The following is a 17,817-nucleotide window of genomic DNA, read 5'->3' as shown; positions in this document are numbered from 1 at the left end:
AAACTTCCCGCAGGCTGATGCCTATAACGCGGGACATTCCAACTGATGAGGGTCCATATCGTGTTAGAAGCCTATCGTGAACACGTTGCCGAACGTGAAGCTCTGGGTATCCCCCCCAAGCCGCTGAATCCTGAGCAGGTTGCCGGTCTGGTAGAACTGCTGAAAAACCCGCCTGCCGGTGAAGAGGAAACTCTGGTTTACCTGCTGGAAAACCGTGTTCCGCCGGGTGTGGACGAAGCTGCTTACGTAAAAGCCGCTTTCCTGTCCGCCATCGTTAAAGGCGAAGCCACTTCTCCGCTGATCAGCAAGGAGAAGGCCGTTCAGCTGCTGGGCATGATGCAGGGCGGCTACAACATCGAAACCCTGGTTGAACTGCTGGACGACAGCGAACTGGCCAAGCTGGCCGGTGAAGAGCTGAAGCACACCCTGCTGATGTTCGACGCGTTCAACGACGTGAAAGAAAAGATGGACGCGGGCAACGCCGTGGCCAAGGAAGTGATCGAATCCTGGGCCAACGCCGAGTGGTTCACCAGCAAGGACAAGGTTCCTGAAAGCACCAAGATGGTGGTTTTCAAGGTTACTGGCGAAACCAACACCGACGACCTGTCTCCGGCCCCGGATGCCTGGTCCCGTCCGGACATCCCGCTGCACGCCCGCGCCATGTACAAAATGGAGCGTGACGGCCTGAACCCGGAAGAGCCGGGTGTGACTGGTCCGATCAAGCAGATCGAAGAAATCCAGTCCAAGGGCCTGCCGGTTGCCTTCGTAGGTGACGTAGTGGGTACTGGTTCTTCCCGTAAGTCCGGTACCAACTCGGTACTGTGGTACTTCGGTGAAGACATTCCGGGTGTGCCGAACAAGCGCGCCGGCGGTGTGTGTATCGGTAACAAGGTTGCTCCGATCTTCTTCAACACCATGGAAGATGCGGGTGCCCTGGTATTCGAAGCACCGGTAGACAACATGAACATGGGCGATGTGATCGAAATTCGTCCGTACGAAGGCAAGATCCTGAACGAAGCCGGCGAAGTGATCTCTGAATTCGCCCTGAAGTCCGAAGTGATTCTGGACGAAGTTCAGGCCGGCGGTCGTATCCCGCTGATCATCGGTCGTGGTCTGACCAACAAGGCGCGTGAAGCGCTGGGCATGGGCGCCACCGACATCTTCCGTCTGCCGAAAGATCCGGAAGCTGGCAACAAAGGCTTCTCCCTGGCCCAGAAGATGGTTGGTAAGGCCTGTGGTCTGGAAGAAGGCCAGGGCGTTCGTCCGGGCACCTACTGCGAGCCTGAGATGACCACCGTTGGTTCCCAGGACACCACTGGTCCGATGACCCGTGACGAGCTGAAAGACCTGGCGTGTCTGGGCTTCCAGGCCGACCTGGTGATGCAGTCTTTCTGTCACACCGCCGCTTATCCGAAGCCGGTTGACGTTGAAATGCAGCACACCATGCCGGACTTCATCCGCAACCGTGGCGGTGTTTCCCTGCGTCCGGGCGACGGCATCATCCACTCCTGGCTGAACCGCATGCTGCTGCCGGACACCGTGGGTACCGGTGGTGACTCCCACACCCGTTTCCCGATGGGCATTTCCTTCCCGGCCGGTTCTGGTCTGGTTGCGTTCGCCGCTGCTGCTGGCGTTATGCCGCTGGATATGCCGGAATCTGTTCTGGTTCGCTTCAAGGGTGAAATGCAGCCGGGTATCACCCTGCGTGACCTGGTACACGCCATTCCGCTGTACGGCATCAAGCAGGGCATGCTGACCGTTGAGAAGAAGGGCAAGATCAACGAATTCTCCGGTCGTATCCTGGAAATCGAAGGTCTGGAGCACCTGACCGTTGAGCAGGCGTTCGAGCTGTCCGACGCCTCTGCCGAGCGTTCCGCTGCTGGCTGTACCATCAACCTGTCTGAAGACTCCGTTGCTGAGTACCTGCGCTCCAACATCACCATGCTGCGCTGGATGATTGCCGAAGGTTACGGCGATCCGCGTACCCTGGAGCGTCGTGCCCAGAAGATGGAAGAGTGGCTGAAGGATCCGAAGCTCATGCGTGCTGATAAAGACGCTGAGTACGCGCACGTGGTTGAAATCGATCTGGCTGACATCAAAGAGCCGATCGTTTGCTGCCCGAACGATCCGGACGACGCCCGCTTCCTGTCTGAAGTGGCTGGTGACAAGGTCGACGAAGTGTTCATCGGTTCCTGCATGACCAACATCGGTCACTTCCGTGCCGCCGGTAAACTGCTGGAGCAGCACAAAGGCAACCTGAGCACCCGTCTGTGGATGTCTCCGCCGACCAAGATGGATCAGCAGCAGCTGATGGAAGAAGGTTACTTCAACACCTACGGCAGCGCCGGTGTACGCACCGAGATGCCGGGCTGCTCCCTGTGCATGGGTAACCAGGCACGTGTAGCTCCGAAGTCAACCGTGCTGTCCACCTCCACCCGTAACTTCCCGAACCGTCTGGGCGATGGTGCCAACGTGTACCTGACCTCCGCGGAACTGGCAGCTGTGGGTGCGGTTCTGGGTAAACTGCCGTCTCCGGCAGAGTACATGGAGTACGCCAAGGACCTGAACAGCATGTCGAAAGAGATCTACAAGTATCTCAACTTCGACCAGATGGAGGAGTACAGCAAGAAGGCGTCTGAGGCTTCCGTAGCCTGAAACGCTTCTTGATGAAGCTCTGACAAAAACGCCAGCCTCCGGGCTGGCGTTTTTTTATGCCTGACTAAAGCTCCCGGCAGAGCTGTATCCAGCGGTCAATGCCGGCGCTGCGGTATTTCTGTTTGTGCAGTATGAAGTAGAAATGGCGGTCGAATGGGCGGTGGGGAATGCTTAATGGCACCAGGCTGCCCCGTTTGAACGCGTCGGCCAGTACCACTTCCGACAGGCAACCAATGCCCAGATTAGCCTCCACTGCACGCTTGATAGCCTCGGTGTGCTCCAGTTCCAGCAAGACTTTCAGGTCTGGTAGCAGGCCGTGCATGCCCCGTTCAAAGCTCTGCCGGGTGCCCGAACCTGGCTCCCGCATGATCCAGGTCGCCGAGCGCAGGTCGTCATCGGTCAGGGTGCCTTTTTTGGCCAATGGGTGCTGGGGCGAGCAAAAGGCCACCAGACGATCGTCCCGCCAGGGGATCATCTCAAGCTCGGATGCCTGAAGTTCACCCTCGATCATGCCAATGTCCAGCTCGAAATCCCGAACCCGTTGGGCAATGGTGTGGGTGTTGGCCACTTCCAGCGTTACCTTGGGGCGGGTAGGGGGATTCATGTATTGGGCCATCACGCCTACGGCCAGATAGTTTCCTATAGTCAGTGTCGCGCCAACTTTCAGTGCGCCCACTTCCGAGTGGCGGCTCAGGGCCAGTTCCAGATCCGTGGCTTCGGCCAGCAGGGCTTCGGCCCGGGGGCGATACAGGCGGCCGAGTTCGTTCAGCTGCAGACGTTTGCCAACCCGGTCAAACAGTTGAATGTCGAACTGGTTTTCCAGCTCTTTTAGTGCGCTACTGGCGGCCGATTGCGACATGGCGAGGTATTCGGCGGCCCGGGTGATATTCTGGAAGCGGGCGGCAGCCAGGAAAACTTCAAGCTGGCGGAAGGTGTATTTCATGGTGAATGCGCCTGTAATCGATTTTTCCGAAAAACGTTATGGGAATATCCCATTTCTTCGATATGTTATCGTCAGGTTATACTTATCGCAATTGATATTCACTTTTTGCAAGTTCGCATACATCGGGCGGAGTAAATATGAGTAACCTGATCAAAGAAACCGTGACCAGTGTTCACCATTGGAACGAAACTCTCTTCAGCTTCAAGACCAGTCGAGATCCCGGTTTCCGGTTCAAGAACGGCCATTTCGTCATGATTGGCCTGGAGACGGATGGCAAGCCGCTGATGCGTGCCTACAGCATTGCCAGCGCGAACTATGAAGAGGAGCTGGAATTCTTTTCCATCAAGGTGCCGGATGGCCCTTTGACGTCCCGTCTGCAGAAGATCCAGCCGGGCGATGAAATCCTGCTGAGCAAGAAGCCCACTGGCACCCTGGTGCTGGATCACCTGCTGCCGGGTCGCAACCTGTGGCTGATCAGTACCGGTACCGGTCTGGCGCCGTTCATGAGTATCATCAAGGACCCGGACGTGTATGAGGCGTTCGACAAGGTGATTCTCACGCACGGCGTTCGTTATATTTCTGAGCTGGCGTATCAGGAGGAAATCGAAGCCCTGCCGAAGAACGAATATTTCGGCGAGATGGTGGAAGGCAACCTTCTGTACTACCCGACTGTGACCCGGGAGCCATTCCGTAATGAAGGACGGCTGACCGATGCCATGGAATCCGGTAAGATTACCCGCGATCTGGGACTGCCGGAGTTCGATGTGGAAAACGATCGATTCATGATCTGTGGCAGCCCGAGCATGCTGAAGGATACCTGTGCGATCCTCAATAACATGGGATTCAAGGAAGCCCGGGGCGGTGACATGGGGCACTATGTGATCGAGAGGGCTTTCGTCGAACAGTAAGGATAAACCGGTTTGCCACGACTTTCAGTTCTATTGGCGCTTCTCACCTCTTTGGTGCTGGTGGGTTGCAGCCTGACCCCTTCGCAAACAAAGAGAGAGCCGGAGGTGGTGGCAACACCGGAGACCGCTGACAAGGAATCGCCGGGCGCGGAAATCATGACGCCAGCCGAACCGGCGGATACCGAAAAAGAGCCCGAGGGCGAGCCTAAGCCCTCCGCCCGCCCGGAAATGGCCCTGCAGTTATCCCCGGCCCAGTTGGAATGGGTCGGCGGCCAGATCTACCTGAACGAGTGTTCCGGTCAGTTCCGCTGTCTGGTGCATTGGAACGAGGGTGAAGCCTTTCCATCTCTGGGGATCGGGCACTTTATCTGGTACCCCGAGGGTGTGGACGGCCCGTTTGTAGAGAGTTTTCCGGCGCTGGTGGATTATCTCCAGGGGCGTGATATAGAGGTTCCTGCGTGGTTGGCAAAGCTGGAACCCATGGCGGCGCCCTGGCCCGACCGGGCGGCTTTTCTGCAGGTGGAAGGGTCCGGTCGGGTCCAGTCCCTGCGCAATTTCCTGGCCCAAACCAAGGGTGAGCAGGCGCGTTTTATTTTTCAGCGGGCCCAGAACTCCCTGCACGATGTGGTCGAGGCGGCCCCTGCGGATGAGCGCGCACGCGTCCGCCGCCATCTCCAGGCGTTAACCGCCACGCCTGGTGGCACTTATGCCGTGATCGATTACGTCAACTTCAAGGGCGAAGGTCTGGCGGTGACAGAGCGCTATCAGGATGAAGGCTGGGGGTTGTTGCAGGTGCTTCTGACTATGGAGCCGAAGGCGGATCAGTCGGCTCTGGCAGCGTTCCGGGAGGCCGCAGGCCGGGTGCTTACCCGGCGTGCGGAGAATGCCGAAGATCCCATCGAGCGGGAGCGTTGGTTGCGGGGGTGGCTGGTACGCCTGCAGACCTACCGTGAACCCCCGCAGGGTCCGCTACTTTAGGGCTTCTTTTCGCAGTTCCGGTGCTTGCCCGGGTGCCGCTTCCAACCACCAGACGTTTTCATCCCAGTCTCCCAGGACAATCCGCGTGGCAGGCTGGCCGTTGGCCTGCAGGTCATGAATGGCCGGGCGATGGGTGTGGCCGTGGATCATCTGCTGCACGCCATGGGTTTCCATCTCCCGCACCACTTCTTCCGGTGTGACATCCATGATGTCTTCCGCCTTGCCCTGGTTCTTGGCCATGGACATGTCCCGCAACTGCCGGGCCATTTTCTGGCGATCTTCCAGAGGCCGGGCCAGCATCATTTTCTGCATCTGCGGATTGCGCATATTGGCGCGGAACTTCTGGTATTCCTCGTCGGCGGTGCACAGGCTGTCGCCGTGCATCAGCAGGGTCGGAGTGCCGTAGAGGTCCACGACCGTCGGGTCATCCAGCAGGGTGGCGCCGGCACGCTCACAGAATTCCTCGCCAATCAGGAAGTCCCGGTTGCCGTGCATCAGGAAAATCTCGACGCCCCGGTCGCTGACCGCCTTCAGGGCGCCGGCGATGGTTTCCTGCAGCGGCGTTTGCTCGTCGTCGCCAATCCAGGCTTCGAAGAAATCGCCGAGTATGTACAGTCGCTCAATGCCGGACGTTTTTTGGTCCAGGAACCGCAGGAACGCGTCCGTGATGTCCGGGCGCGTCTCCTCCAGATGTAAATCCGAGATAAACAGCGTGGTCACGCGTCCTCCAGAACCTCGGCCTTTTCAATGACGATGTCCTGCTGGGGCACATCCTGGTGGCCGGCGCTCATGGTGGTGCGGGCAGCGCGGATCTTGTTCACGGTGTCCATGCCTTCGACCACTTTGCCGAACACGCAGTAACCCCAGCCTTCGGCGTTCTTGGCGCTGTGGTCCAGGAAGCCGTTGTCCTCAACGTTGATAAAGAACTGGGCCGTGGCGGAATGCGGGTCCATGGTGCGGGCCATGGCGATGGTGCCGGCCTTGTTGCTCAGGCCGTTGTCCGCCTCGTTCTGGATCGGCTCGCGGGTTTTGCGCGGCTGCATGCCCGGCTCGAAACCACCGCCCTGGACCATGAAGTTCGGAATAACGCGGTGAAAGATCAGGCCATCGTAAAAGCCGTCACGAACGTACTGTTCGAAGTTTTTCGCGGTTTCCGGGGCTTTGTCGTAATCGAGTTCGAGTTTGATGTCACCAAGATTGGTTTGCAGCAGAATCATCAGGCCTTCCTGTTAATGAATTGGGAGGGGGTATTGTACTCAAGAGTTTTTCACGATGCATGAGTCCCGGGTGCATTTGTGAGTATAATAGTCGGTTTCACGGAGCCTCCGGATAGCTCCCATGATTCATTCCCTGTTGACAGAGATTGTATGAGCGCCGAGTCGAAGAAAGCCCATAACTTTATTGAAAGCATGATTGAAGAAGCCGTGGCCAAGGGAGATCACACCGGCAAGGTGGTGACCCGTTTCCCGCCGGAGCCCAACGGCTACCTGCACATTGGTCACGCCAAGTCCATCTGCCTGAATTTCGGTATTGCCGAAACGTTTGATGGTGACTGTAACCTGCGCTTTGACGATACCAACCCGGAAAAGGAAAACCAGGAATACATCGACGCCATCAAGCAGGACGTGGAGTGGCTGGGTTACGAGTGGGCCGGCGACATTCATTACGCTTCGGACTATTTTGACCAGCTGTATGCCTTTGCCGAGGAGCTGATCGAGAAAGGCAAGGCCTATGTCTGCGCCCTGGGCGCAGAGGAAATGACCGCCTACCGGGGCTCGCTGAAAGAGCCGGGCAAAAACAGCCCGTACCGTGATCGTCCGGTGGAAGAAAACCTGCAGTTGTTCCGCGACATGCGCGCCGGCAAATACCAGAACGGCGAGCTGGTGCTGCGCGCAAAAATTGACATGGCGTCTCCGAACATCAACCTGCGGGACCCGATCCTGTATCGCATCCGTTACGCCGATCACCACCAGACCGGTGACAAGTGGTGCATCTACCCGATGTACGACTTCACGCACCCGATTTCCGATGCGCTGGAAGGCATTACCCATTCCCTGTGCACCCTGGAATTCGAGGATCATCGGCCACTGTACGATTGGGTGCTGAACAACATCTCGGTGCCGTGTCACCCGCGCCAGATCGAGTTTGCCCGGCTGAACCTGAACTACACCATCACCTCCAAGCGCAAGCTAAAGCGCCTGGTGGACGAAGGTTATGTGGATGGCTGGAACGACCCGCGCATGCCCACCATTTCCGGTATGCGCCGCCGGGGTTACACCCCGCAGTCCCTGCGCACCTTCTGTGACATGATCGGGGTGAACAAGGCGGGCGGTACCGTGGATGTGGGCATGCTGGAGCACGCCATCCGCGAAGACCTGAACACCCGAGCGCCGCGCGCCATGTGTGTGATGCGCCCGCTCAAGGTGACGCTCACGAATTACCCCGAAGGGCAGACTGAAACCCTGAGTCTCCCGGTACACCCGCAGAATCCGGACATGGGGCAGCGGGAAGTCACCTGGGGTCGTGAGCTGTACATCGACCGCGAGGATTTCGTGGAAGAACCGCCACGTAAATGGAAGCGTCTGGCGCCGGATCAGGCGGTGCGCCTGCGCGGTGGTTACGTGATGACCTGTCGCGAGATTATCCGGGACGACAAGGGTGAGATCATTGAGCTGAAATGCGAATACGATCCGAACACCCTGGGTGTGAACCCCGAAGGCTACAAGCCCAACGGCGTGGTGCACTGGGTATCGGCACAGGACAGTGTCGAGACCGAGATCAATCTGTACGACCGTCTGTTCAACCACGAGTCGCCGGACAGTGACAAAGAGGGTGATTTCACCGACCACCTGAACCCGGATTCCCTGGTAGTGCTTGAAGGAGCCCGCGTGGAGAAAAGCTTGGGCAAGCCACGCACCGACCTGCCGTACCAGTTCGAGCGTGAAGGGTATTTCTTTTGCGATCCGGAGCTGACGGACAAGGCTGGCAAGCCGGTATTCAATCGAACGGTGACACTCCGGGATTCCTGGGGCAAGGGAGGCAAATAATGCGTATCTACAATACGCTGACGCGCCAGAAGGAAACATTCAAACCCATCGAGCCCGGCAAGATCCGCATGTACGTGTGTGGCATGACGGTCTATGACTACTGCCATCTGGGCCACGCCCGGGTGCTGGTGGCATTCGACGTGATCACCCGTTACCTACGCCACCGGGGCTACGACGTGCACTACGTGCGCAACATCACCGACATTGATGACAAGATCCTGCAGCGTGCCGATGAAAACGGTGAGAGTTACAGCGAGCTGACCCGCCGGATGATCCAGGCCATGCACCAGGACGAAGCGCGTCTTGGCGTGTTGCCGCCGTCCGAAGAGCCCTGTGCTACTTCACACATTGACGACATCATCGCCATGATCCACAAGCTGATCAGCAGTGGTCATGCCTACGAGGCGGATAACGGCGATGTCTATTTTGCGGTGGAGTCGTTCCCGGATTACGGCAAGCTCTCCAGGAAGAAGCTGGAAGATCTGGTGGCCGGTGCCCGGGTGGACGTGCAGGAAGCCAAGCGCAGTCCGGCGGATTTCGCACTCTGGAAAGCGGCCAAGCCCGGGGAAGTCAGCTGGGACTCGCCCTGGGGCGAAGGCCGGCCGGGCTGGCATATCGAGTGTTCCGCCATGTCCACCAAGTGCCTGGGGGATACTTTCGATATCCACGGCGGTGGTCCGGATCTGCTGTTCCCGCACCACGAGAACGAGATCGCCCAGTCCGAATGCGCCACCGGCCATGCCTTCGTGCACACCTGGATGCACGCCGGCGCCATTCGCGTGAACAAGGAGAAGATGTCCAAATCCCTGGGCAACTTCTTCACCATCCGCGAGATTCTGGAAAAGTACCCGTCGGAGGTGGTGCGCTATTTCCTGGTGTCCAGCCATTACCGCAGTCAGGTGGATTACTCCGAGGATAACCTGGTGGAGGCGGGGCAAACGCTAACCAAGCTGTATCACGCCCTGCGCGGAGTGATTCCCGCCAAGGCCGGCGATGTGCCCGAAACCGAGCATGATCGGGCTTTTGAAGAGGCCATGGACGACGATTTCAACTCCGCAGGCGCCATCGCCGTGTTGCATGCGGTGGCCAATGAGATTAACCAGCATCGCCGTAACGGTGATGAAGCGCAGGCTAAACAGAGTGCTGCCGTGCTGGTGCGTCTGGGCGGCGTGCTGGGCCTGTTGCAGCAGGACCCGGAAGCCTTTTTCCACGCCGGTGCCGACGGAGAGTTGAGTGCTGAGTACATCGAGACGATGATTCAGGCCCGGGCCGATGCCCGCAAGGCCAAAGATTTTGCCGAGGCAGACCGTATCCGTGACGAGCTGGCGGAGCAGGGCGTGATTCTGGACGATTCCCGCGAGGGAACCAGCTGGCGCCGGGCCTGATTGTCCGAAAAAGCGGAGAGCGCCCTTTGTTGGTGCGGGAATGACCTTGTAAGGAAAATCCCGTATAATGCGGCGCTCGAATGATAACGCCCCCGTGCTGAGGCACTTGGCAGGGGAAAGGGAACGACGAACCCATTGAGGCAGACCACAATGACAGAACGCGTAGAAATTGGCGGCATCCAGGTCGCGAAGAATCTCTATGATTTTGTGAACAACAAAGCGATTCCGGGTACCGGCATCGATCCTGACAAATTCTGGGCGGAATTCGACAAGATCGTGAACGAGCTGGCCCCGCGCAACCGCGAGTTGCTGGCCAAGCGCGATGCCATCCAGGAAAAAATGGACAGCTGGAACCGTGAGCACAAAGGTCAGAAGCTGGACATGGCCGAATACAAGGCCTTCCTGAAGGAAATCGATTACCTGGTCGATGAGCCGGAAGACTTCAAGATCTCCACTTCCAACGTGGACCCGGAAATCGCCACCATGGCCGGCCCCCAGCTGGTTGTGCCGGTGATGAACGCCCGTTTCGCCCTGAACGCGGCCAACGCCCGCTGGGGTAGCCTGTACGACGCCCTGTACGGCACCGATGCCATCTCCGAAGACGACGGCGCGGAAAAAGGCAAGGGTTACAACCCGGTGCGTGGCGCCAAGGTTATCGAGTGGGCCCGCAAGCTGCTGGACAGCTCCGCACCGCTGGCGTCCGGTAGCCACGTGGACGCTGCCAAGTATTACGTGGATGGCGGCAAGCTGGCCGTTAAGCTGCAGAACGGCGAAGTGACTGGCCTGAAAGACGAAGCTGGTTTTGCTGGTTACACCGGTGCCGCCGACGAGCCGACCGGTGTCCTGCTGGTCAAGAACGGCATGCACTTTGAGATCCAGATCGATGCCAGCCACCCGATCGGCAAGGACGACGGTGCCAACGTGAAGGACGTGGTGCTGGAATCGGCCCTGACCACCATCATGGACTGCGAAGACTCCGTTGCTGCGGTTGACGCCGAAGACAAGGAACTGGCCTACAGCAACTGGCTGGGCCTGATGAAGGGTAACCTGGAAGAGACCTTCGAGAAAGGCGGCAAGTCCATGACCCGCCGCATGAACCCGGATCGCGTCTACACCGCGCCGGACGGCAGCGAAATGAGCCTGAAGGGCCGCAGCCTGATGTTCGTTCGCAACGTGGGTCACCTGATGACCAACCCGGCGGTCCTGCTGAAAGACGGCAGCGAAGTGCCGGAAGGCCTGATGGACGGCCTAGTCACCTCTCTGATCGCCATCCACGACCTGAAGAACGACGGTGATTACCAGAACAGCACCACCGGTTCTGTTTACATCGTTAAGCCGAAGATGCACGGCCCGGAAGAAGTGGCCTTCACCAACGAATTCTTCGGTCGCGTGGAAGATGCCCTGGGTCTGCCGCGTTTCACCCTGAAAGTGGGCATCATGGACGAAGAGCGCCGCACCACGGTGAACCTGAAGTCCTGCATCCACGCCGCCAAGGAGCGTGCGGTGTTCATCAACACTGGCTTCCTGGACCGCACCGGTGACGAGATCCACACCTCCATGGAGCTGGGTCCGTTCATCCGCAAGGCGCCGATGAAGCAGGCGGCCTGGATCAACGCCTACGAGCAGTGGAACGTGGACATCGGTCTGGAAACCGGTTTCTCCGGCGTTGCCCAGATCGGTAAAGGCATGTGGGCCATGCCGGACCTGATGGCGGGTATGCTGGAAGCCAAGATCGGCCATCCGAAAGCTGGCGCCAACACCGCCTGGGTTCCGTCCCCGACCGCGGCTACCCTGCACGCCACTCACTACCATCAGATCAACGTGTTTGATGTGCAGAAAGAGCTGGCCAGCCGTCAGCGCGCGGCCCTGGAAGACATTCTGACCGTGCCGGTTATGGACGATCCGTCCAAGCTGACCGCCGAAGAAATCCAGGAAGAGCTGGATAACGACGCGCAGGGTATCCTCGGCTACGTGGTTCGCTGGGTAGAGCAGGGCGTTGGTTGCTCCAAGGTTCCGGACATCAACGATATCGCCCTGATGGAAGACCGCGCCACACTGCGGATCTCCTCCCAGCTGCTGTGCAACTGGCTGCACCATGGTATTTGCTCCGAAGAGCAGATCATGGAAACCATGAAGCGCATGGCTGCCGTTGTGGATAAGCAGAACGAGGGTGACCCGGCCTACCGCAACATGGCTCCGAACTTCGATGACAGCATCGCCTTCCAGGCCGCCCTGGATCTGGTCCTGAAGGGTCGTGAGCAGCCAGCGGGTTACACCGAGCCGCTTCTGCACGCTTACCGTCAGAAGGCGAAAGCCAAGTACGGCCAATAATAGTTTGGTCAATATCCGGTCCGTAAAACGACCGGACATTAAAAAACCCCGCCTCGGCGGGGTTTTTTAATGCTTGAAGACTTTTTAGCCACTAAATCCACGAAAGAACACTAAAACCCCTCTCCCTGGCCCTCTCCCGCAAAGGGGAGAGGGAATGTCCGCCTTTAACTTTCGTGTTCTTTCGTGGATTTAGTGGCTAAAAGCTTCTGTTTGTCAGTGTGCTACTGGTCGGCGTGCAGTTCGTTCGCGGCGTACAGCGTGTTTTCCAGCAGCGTGGCAATGGTCATCGGCCCCACGCCACCGGGTACCGGCGTAATGTAAGCGGCCCGCTCGGCAGCGGCTTCAAAGTCCACATCGCCGCACAGCTTGCCGTTGTCCTGGCGGTTGATGCCGACATCAATCACCGTGGCGCCGGGCTTCACCCACTCGCCCTTGATGATGCCGGGTTTGCCAACGGCGGCAATGAGGATATCCGCCTCGCCGACGAACTTTTCCAGGTTGTCGGTAAAGCGGTGACACACCGTGGTGGTGGCACCTTTCAGTAGAAGCTCCATGCTCATGGGTCGGCCAACAATGTTGGAAGCGCCGACGATGACCGCATGCTGGCCCTTGTACGGGGTGTCGATGGAGTCGAGCAGGGTGATTACGCCTGCCGGGGTGCACGGGCGCAGTGTCGGTTTGCGCTGCATCAGGCGACCGATGTTGTAGGGGTGGAAGCCGTCCACGTCTTTGTCCGGGCGGATCTTTACCAGGATGGGGTCGGCGTCCAGGTGGTCAGGAAGCGGTAGCTGGACCAGAATGCCGTCCACGGCCGGGTTTTCGTTCAGTTCGTCAATCAGGGCCTCCAAGGCCTCCTGGGAGGTGTCGGCCGGCAGATCGTAGGAGAGGGACATGATGCCGGCTTCCTCGCAGGCTTCCCGCTTCTTGCCCACGTATACCTGTGAGGCGGCATCGTTACCCACCAATACTACCGCCAGGCCTGGGGCTCTCAGCCCTTTCTGTTTTCTGGCTTCAACGCCGGCAGCGACCTGCTGCCGGACCCGGGCGGCAATCTCTTTTCCGTTAATCAGTTTGGCGCTCATGTTTGTGTCTTGTCGGTTAGGCATGGATATAAAAAAATGGAAGGCCCTTATTGTCTCATGCTTCGGCGGGAAGACCAATGTGCCGGATTCTTTTGCGATTTTTGAAAAGTATGTTGACGGATGCCGTCGGCGCGGGTAATATGCGCGCCAACTTTGCTGAGGCACTTGTTGTTCAGTCAAACGGGGTATAGCGCAGTCTGGTAGCGCGCCTGCTTTGGGAGCAGGATGTCGGGAGTTCGAATCTCTCTACCCCGACCAAATTTCTGGATATTCAGGTGGGCGAACGGTTAAGCGCCCGTAGCTCAGCTGGATAGAGCATCCGCCTTCTAAGCGGATGGCCGCAGGTTCGAGTCCTGCCGGGCGCGCCATTCTTCCCTTGTGGTCAGAACCGGGCTCGCGCAGATGCAGCAAAGTTGATAGTCAATAAGGCGCTTAATGCGCCGGTCTTGATATGGTGGACGTAGCTCAGTTGGTAGAGCTCAGGATTGTGACTCCTGCGGTCGAGGGTTCGAACCCCTTCGTCCACCCCATTTCCCCTTTTCCCTTTTGCGATGCTCCCTGATTAGGGCGTCGTGATGATTGTTCTGCTCGGGTGGCGAAATTGGTAGACGCGCCAGATTTAGGTTCTGGTTCCGAGAGGAGTGGGAGTTCGATTCTCCCCCCGAGCACCATTTCAACAATCTTCCCTTTTAATTTTTAGATCCGTCCCCATAAAGAGTCCTCAAGTGATTGTTGGCGACGGTGATAAACCGCCATTCCTGTGCGTCGGGTGATTCTCTCGACGGTGCAAACCGTGATAAACTGTCGCCTTTTAATTTTGCGTCCCTTTTGGGTGTTTGGCCCTGTCAGGGATTTTGTTTTAATTTTCATTCACATACAGAATCTGTAATTTGAGGATCTTCCATGCAAGTGTCTGTTGAAACGACCTCCAACATCGAACGTCGGATGACGATTGGTGTGCCCGCCCAGGAAATTGATCAGGCGGTTGAGAAACGCCTGCAGGAAACGGCCCGCACTGTTCGTTTGAATGGTTTCCGTCCTGGCAAGGTACCCATGAGCGTGGTTAAGCGTCGTTTCGGTGCCAGCGTTCGCCAGGAAATTGTGGGCGAGGTGATGCGCGACAACTACATCAAGGCACTGCAGGAGCAGGACATTAATCCGGCGGGCTGGCCGCAGCTTGAGCCGAAAACCATGGAAGAAGGCAAGGACCTTGAGTTCGTGGCCACTTTCGAGGTGCTGCCGGAAATCGAGCTGGGCGATCTGACCAAGATCGAGGTTGAGAAGCCGGCTTCCGAAGTGACCGACAAAGACATCGACAAGATGATCGATAACCTGCGTCGTCAGCACGCCACCATGAAGGAAGTGAAGCGCAAGTCCAAGAACAAGGACGTCGTAACCATCGACTTCAAGGGCTACGTGGACGGCGAGGAATTCGAAGGCGGCGCGGCCGAAGGCCATCGCCTGACCCTGGGTTCCGGCCAGATGATCCCTGGCTTCGAAAAGGCCATCGTGGGTGGCAAGACCGGCGAAGAGTTCCCGATCGAAGTGACTTTCCCGGAAGACTACCAGAACGAAGACCTGGCGGGTAAAGACGCCAAGTTCGACATCAAGATCCACAAGGTGGAAGAGCCGCAGCTGCCGGAAATGACGCCGGAATTCTTCCAGCAGTTCGGTATCGATGCGGAAGACGAAGAAACCTTCCGCGAGGAAGTGAAGAAGAACATGGAGCGCGAGCTCAAGCAGGCGGTTTCCAACAAGGTCAAGAACGACGTGGTCGACGGCCTGCTGGAAGTGACCGAGCTGGAAGTGCCGAACGCCCTGGTGGATCAGGAGATTGATCGCCTGCGTCAGGACGCCGTTCAGCGCTTTGGCGGTCAGGTGGATTTCCAGCAGCTGCCGAAGGAAATTTTCCAGGATCAGGCCACCCGTCGCGTTAAGACTGGCCTGCTATTCCAGGAAGTGGTCAAGGCCAACGACCTGAAAGCCGAGCCGGAGCAAGTGGAAGAGAAGATCCAGGAGATCGCTTCCACCTACGAGCAGCCGCAGGAAGTGATTGAGCATTTCCAGAACAACCCGGAGCAGAAGGCTCAGATCGAGTCTTCCGTACTGGAAGATGCCGTGGTCGACTACGTGCTCGAGCAGGCCAAGGTGAAAGAGAAGAAGATGAAGTACGAGGAAGCAGTACAGGCTGGGCAGCCCCAGCGCTGATTGGACCCAGATCCCATTGGGAATTGCTTTCTGGAAACAGCCGGTGTGTCCGGCTGTTTTCATCTGGGCTCAGGGGTGGCAAAGTAATGTTCAGGCCCCTTAAGCCCTAACCACTGTCCACGAGGAGTTCAGGCGCACATGACGCAGAAACCGATTGACGGCCCAACGATGATAACCAGTTCCGGCCTGGTGCCGATGGTTATCGAGCAAACAGCACGCGGTGAGCGTTCTTTCGATATCTACTCTCGTCTGCTCAAAGAGCGGGTGATCTTTCTGGTCGGTCCGGTCGAAGACCACATGGCCAACCTGGTGGTTGCCCAGTTGCTGTTCCTGGAATCCGAAAATCCGGACAAGGACATCCACCTGTACATCAATAGCCCCGGTGGCTCGGTGACGGCCGGCATGTCGATTTACGACACCATGCAGTTTATTAAGCCGGACGTGGCGACCCTGTGTGTTGGTCAGGCGGCCAGCATGGGCGCTTTCCTGTTGGCGGGTGGTGCCGAAGGCAAGCGGGCGTGTCTCCCGCACTCACGAGTGATGATTCACCAGCCGCTAGGTGGATATCAGGGGCAGGCAGCGGATATCGAGATCCACACCCGTGAGATCCTGAAAATCCGACACACCCTGAACTCTCTGCTGGCGCACCATACCGGCCAGGACCTGGAGACTATCGCCCGGGATACCGATCGCGATAACTTCATGGATGCCAGCCAGGCCAAAGAGTACGGGTTGGTCGATACGGTACTTGATAAACGCGTATCGAATACATAATACTGAAACTCATCGCACCATTCCTGGCTGGCGTATATATAGTGCATAACGCCGGTCAATGAAGAACAGAGGTATTTCAATGGCAGATGAAAGAAACGGCAGAGGCGACGATAACGGCAAGTTGCTCTACTGCTCGTTTTGTGGAAAGAGCCAGCATGAAGTCCGTAAGCTCATTGCAGGGCCTTCGGTGTTCATCTGCGACGAGTGTGTCGATCTGTGCAATGACATTATTCGCGAAGAAATTCAGGAAAGTGCCCAGGAAGAGGCCAGCGATCGCCTGCCGACACCGGCCGAAATCCGGGACACCCTGAACGAATACGTCATTGGTCAGGATCGCGCCAAGATTGTGCTCTCGGTAGCGGTGTATAACCACTACAAGCGTTTGCGCTTCGGTGAATCGAAAGGCGATGTGGAGCTGGGCAAGAGTAACATTCTCCTGATCGGCCCCACCGGTAGCGGTAAAACCCTGCTGGCCGAGACCCTGGCGCGCATGCTCAATGTTCCGTTTACCATCGCGGATGCCACAACCCTGACCGAAGCCGGTTATGTGGGTGAGGATGTTGAGAACATCATCCAGAAACTGCTGCAGAAGTGCGACTACGATGTCGACAAGGCCCAGCGTGGCATTGTCTACATTGACGAGATCGACAAGATTTCCCGCAAGTCTGACAACCCGTCCATCACCCGTGATGTGTCTGGTGAAGGCGTGCAGCAGGCGTTGCTGAAGCTGATCGAAGGCACGGTGGCGTCGGTTCCGCCCCAGGGTGGCCGTAAGCACCCGCAGCAGGAATTCCTGCAGGTGGACACCACCAACATGCTGTTTATCTGTGGCGGTGCCTTTGCCGGGCTGGAGAAGGTTATCCAGGAACGCTCGGATCGCAGTTCCATTGGCTTCTCGGCGACGGTCAAGAGCCAGGACGACAGCAAGAGCATTGGTGACATCGTTCAGCACGTGGAAACCGAGGACCTGGTCAAGTTTGGCCTGATTCCGGAATTCGTGGGTCGTCTGCCTGTGGTGGCAACCCTGACTGAGCTGGATGAAGCCGCACTGGTCCAGATTCTGACGGAACCCAAGAACGCCCTGACCAAGCAGTATCAACAGCTGTTTGATATGGAAGGGGTGGAGCTGGACTTCCGAGAGGAGGCACTGCGTGCCGTGGCCCGTAAGGCCATGGAGCGGAAAACCGGTGCTCGGGGCTTGCGTTCCATCATGGAAGGCACCCTGCTGGATACCATGTACCAGATCCCGTCCGAGCCGGATGTGACCAAGGTGGTGATTGACGAGAGCGTGATTCGCGGCGATTCCGAGCCGTTCAAGATTTACGCCAACAGTGATCACGCCAAGGCCGTCCCAGAGGATTGAGGTTCGGTTGATTCACAGGGGATCTAAAAAAGGGCGGTAACGCCCTTTTTTATTGATACCCCCTGACCTTCCTGTCCGTATTTTCCCGTCCCGGACGATTGCAGCGCCCCCAAGAAAGGGTGATATGCTCAACGAAAGACCGT

Annotated in this window: 13 protein-coding genes and 4 tRNA genes; 13 read left to right on the top strand and 4 right to left on the bottom strand. The window is 57.8% G+C overall.

Annotated features, from left to right (window positions below):
• The first annotated feature begins 60 nt into the window (after positions 1 to 60).
• Complete coding sequence (locus tag BY454_RS14045; protein WP_104417370.1) at positions 61 to 2,655, top strand: bifunctional aconitate hydratase 2/2-methylisocitrate dehydratase; 2,595 nt, start codon at positions 61 to 63, stop codon at positions 2,653 to 2,655.
• A 64-nt stretch (positions 2,656 to 2,719) separates the two neighbouring features.
• Here the strand turns inward: BY454_RS14045 and BY454_RS14040 are convergent, their stop codons facing one another.
• Positions 2,720 to 3,598: a LysR substrate-binding domain-containing protein gene (locus BY454_RS14040; RefSeq protein WP_104425568.1), complete on the bottom strand. Its 879-nt coding sequence runs from the start codon at positions 3,596 to 3,598 to the stop codon at positions 2,720 to 2,722.
• A 137-nt stretch (positions 3,599 to 3,735) separates the two neighbouring features.
• Here BY454_RS14040 and BY454_RS14035 point away from each other — a divergent pair, with 137 nt between their 5' ends.
• Positions 3,736 to 4,506, top strand: coding sequence for a ferredoxin--NADP reductase (locus BY454_RS14035; protein WP_104417366.1), 771 nt, complete (start codon positions 3,736 to 3,738; stop codon positions 4,504 to 4,506).
• Between the two features lie 12 nt (positions 4,507 to 4,518).
• On the top strand, positions 4,519 to 5,484 hold the full coding sequence (locus BY454_RS14030) for a hypothetical protein (RefSeq protein WP_146082719.1): 966 nt from the start codon (positions 4,519 to 4,521) through the stop codon (positions 5,482 to 5,484).
• Here BY454_RS14030 and lpxH read toward each other — a convergent pair.
• Positions 5,476 to 6,204, bottom strand: coding sequence for a UDP-2,3-diacylglucosamine diphosphatase (gene lpxH / locus BY454_RS14025; protein WP_104417364.1), 729 nt, complete (start codon positions 6,202 to 6,204; stop codon positions 5,476 to 5,478). The two genes, BY454_RS14030 and lpxH, sit on opposite strands and share 9 nt — an antisense overlap.
• Positions 6,201 to 6,701: a peptidylprolyl isomerase gene (locus tag BY454_RS14020; RefSeq protein ID WP_104417363.1), complete on the bottom strand. Its 501-nt coding sequence runs from the start codon at positions 6,699 to 6,701 to the stop codon at positions 6,201 to 6,203. Before BY454_RS14020 ends, lpxH begins: the two co-directional genes overlap by 4 nt.
• Positions 6,702 to 6,851: 150 nt before the next feature.
• On the opposite strand from BY454_RS14020, the gene BY454_RS14015 reads away from it, so the two are divergent.
• The 3 genes from BY454_RS14015 to BY454_RS14005 all read left to right on the top strand — a co-directional run bounded on the left by BY454_RS14015 (position 6,852) and on the right by BY454_RS14005 (position 12,247).
• Positions 6,852 to 8,531, top strand: a complete 1,680-nt coding sequence (locus tag BY454_RS14015; RefSeq protein ID WP_104417362.1) for a glutamine--tRNA ligase/YqeY domain fusion protein — start codon at positions 6,852 to 6,854, stop codon at positions 8,529 to 8,531.
• Positions 8,531 to 9,916 (top strand): cysteine--tRNA ligase, encoded by a 1,386-nt coding sequence (cysS, locus tag BY454_RS14010; protein WP_181049714.1) that lies wholly within the window; start codon positions 8,531 to 8,533, stop codon positions 9,914 to 9,916. The genes BY454_RS14015 and cysS overlap by 1 nt, the downstream gene beginning before the upstream one ends.
• Positions 9,917 to 10,066: 150 nt before the next feature.
• Entirely contained in the window at positions 10,067 to 12,247 is a 2,181-nt protein-coding gene (locus BY454_RS14005; RefSeq protein ID WP_104417361.1) for a malate synthase G, read from the top strand.
• Positions 12,248 to 12,468: 221 nt separating this feature from the next.
• Here BY454_RS14005 and folD read toward each other — a convergent pair whose 3' ends face one another.
• The gene (gene folD, locus BY454_RS14000) at positions 12,469 to 13,329 is read right to left on the bottom strand and encodes a bifunctional methylenetetrahydrofolate dehydrogenase/methenyltetrahydrofolate cyclohydrolase FolD (protein WP_104417360.1); all 861 of its coding nucleotides are present in this window, start codon (positions 13,327 to 13,329) and stop codon (positions 12,469 to 12,471) included.
• 181 nt (positions 13,330 to 13,510) lie between these two features.
• Between folD and BY454_RS13995 the strand changes: the two genes are divergently transcribed.
• From BY454_RS13995 to clpX, 7 genes are all read left to right on the top strand, one after another.
• Positions 13,511 to 13,587, top strand: a tRNA-Pro gene (locus BY454_RS13995).
• Between the two features lie 33 nt (positions 13,588 to 13,620).
• Positions 13,621 to 13,697: transfer RNA gene (locus BY454_RS13990), tRNA-Arg, on the top strand.
• Positions 13,698 to 13,783: 86 nt separating this feature from the next.
• Positions 13,784 to 13,859 (top strand) — tRNA-His (locus tag BY454_RS13985).
• A gap of 56 nt (positions 13,860 to 13,915) precedes the next feature.
• Positions 13,916 to 14,000, top strand: a tRNA-Leu gene (locus BY454_RS13980).
• Between the two features lie 232 nt (positions 14,001 to 14,232).
• Positions 14,233 to 15,537: a trigger factor gene (tig, locus tag BY454_RS13975; protein WP_104417359.1), complete on the top strand. Its 1,305-nt coding sequence runs from the start codon at positions 14,233 to 14,235 to the stop codon at positions 15,535 to 15,537.
• A gap of 138 nt (positions 15,538 to 15,675) precedes the next feature.
• Positions 15,676 to 16,311, top strand: coding sequence for an ATP-dependent Clp endopeptidase proteolytic subunit ClpP (gene clpP / locus BY454_RS13970; RefSeq protein ID WP_104417358.1), 636 nt, complete (start codon positions 15,676 to 15,678; stop codon positions 16,309 to 16,311).
• A gap of 79 nt (positions 16,312 to 16,390) precedes the next feature.
• Positions 16,391 to 17,674 carry an ATP-dependent Clp protease ATP-binding subunit ClpX gene (gene clpX, locus BY454_RS13965; protein ID WP_104417357.1) on the top strand — a complete coding sequence of 428 codons (1,284 nt, stop codon included), beginning with the start codon at positions 16,391 to 16,393 and terminating at the stop codon, positions 17,672 to 17,674.
• The last annotated feature ends 143 nt before the right edge of the window (positions 17,675 to 17,817 follow it).

Origin of the sequence: Marinobacter persicus, from assembly GCF_002934325.1 — a bacterium.
Classification (GTDB): Bacteria; Pseudomonadota; Gammaproteobacteria; order Pseudomonadales; family Oleiphilaceae; genus Marinobacter; species Marinobacter persicus_A.
The sequence above is the reverse complement of the archived record's forward strand: the minus strand, read 5'-3'. Positions and strand labels throughout refer to the sequence as shown.

Excerpts from the sequence above, each read along its gene's own strand:
- BY454_RS14040 (WP_104425568.1), bottom strand. The coding sequence starts at position 3,598 with ATGAAATACACCTTCCGCCAGCTTGAAGTTTTCCTGGCTGCCGCCCGC.
- BY454_RS14035 (WP_104417366.1), top strand. The coding sequence starts at position 3,736 with ATGAGTAACCTGATCAAAGAAACCGTGACCAGTGTTCACCATTGGAAC.
- BY454_RS14020 (WP_104417363.1), bottom strand. The coding sequence starts at position 6,701 with ATGATTCTGCTGCAAACCAATCTTGGTGACATCAAACTCGAACTCGAT.
- BY454_RS14015 (WP_104417362.1), top strand. The coding sequence starts at position 6,852 with ATGAGCGCCGAGTCGAAGAAAGCCCATAACTTTATTGAAAGCATGATT.
- cysS (WP_181049714.1), top strand. The coding sequence starts at position 8,531 with ATGCGTATCTACAATACGCTGACGCGCCAGAAGGAAACATTCAAACCC.
- BY454_RS14005 (WP_104417361.1), top strand. The coding sequence starts at position 10,067 with ATGACAGAACGCGTAGAAATTGGCGGCATCCAGGTCGCGAAGAATCTC.
- folD (WP_104417360.1), bottom strand. The coding sequence starts at position 13,329 with ATGAGCGCCAAACTGATTAACGGAAAAGAGATTGCCGCCCGGGTCCGG.
- tig (WP_104417359.1), top strand. The coding sequence starts at position 14,233 with ATGCAAGTGTCTGTTGAAACGACCTCCAACATCGAACGTCGGATGACG.
- clpP (WP_104417358.1), top strand. The coding sequence starts at position 15,676 with ATGACGCAGAAACCGATTGACGGCCCAACGATGATAACCAGTTCCGGC.
- clpX (WP_104417357.1), top strand. The coding sequence starts at position 16,391 with ATGGCAGATGAAAGAAACGGCAGAGGCGACGATAACGGCAAGTTGCTC.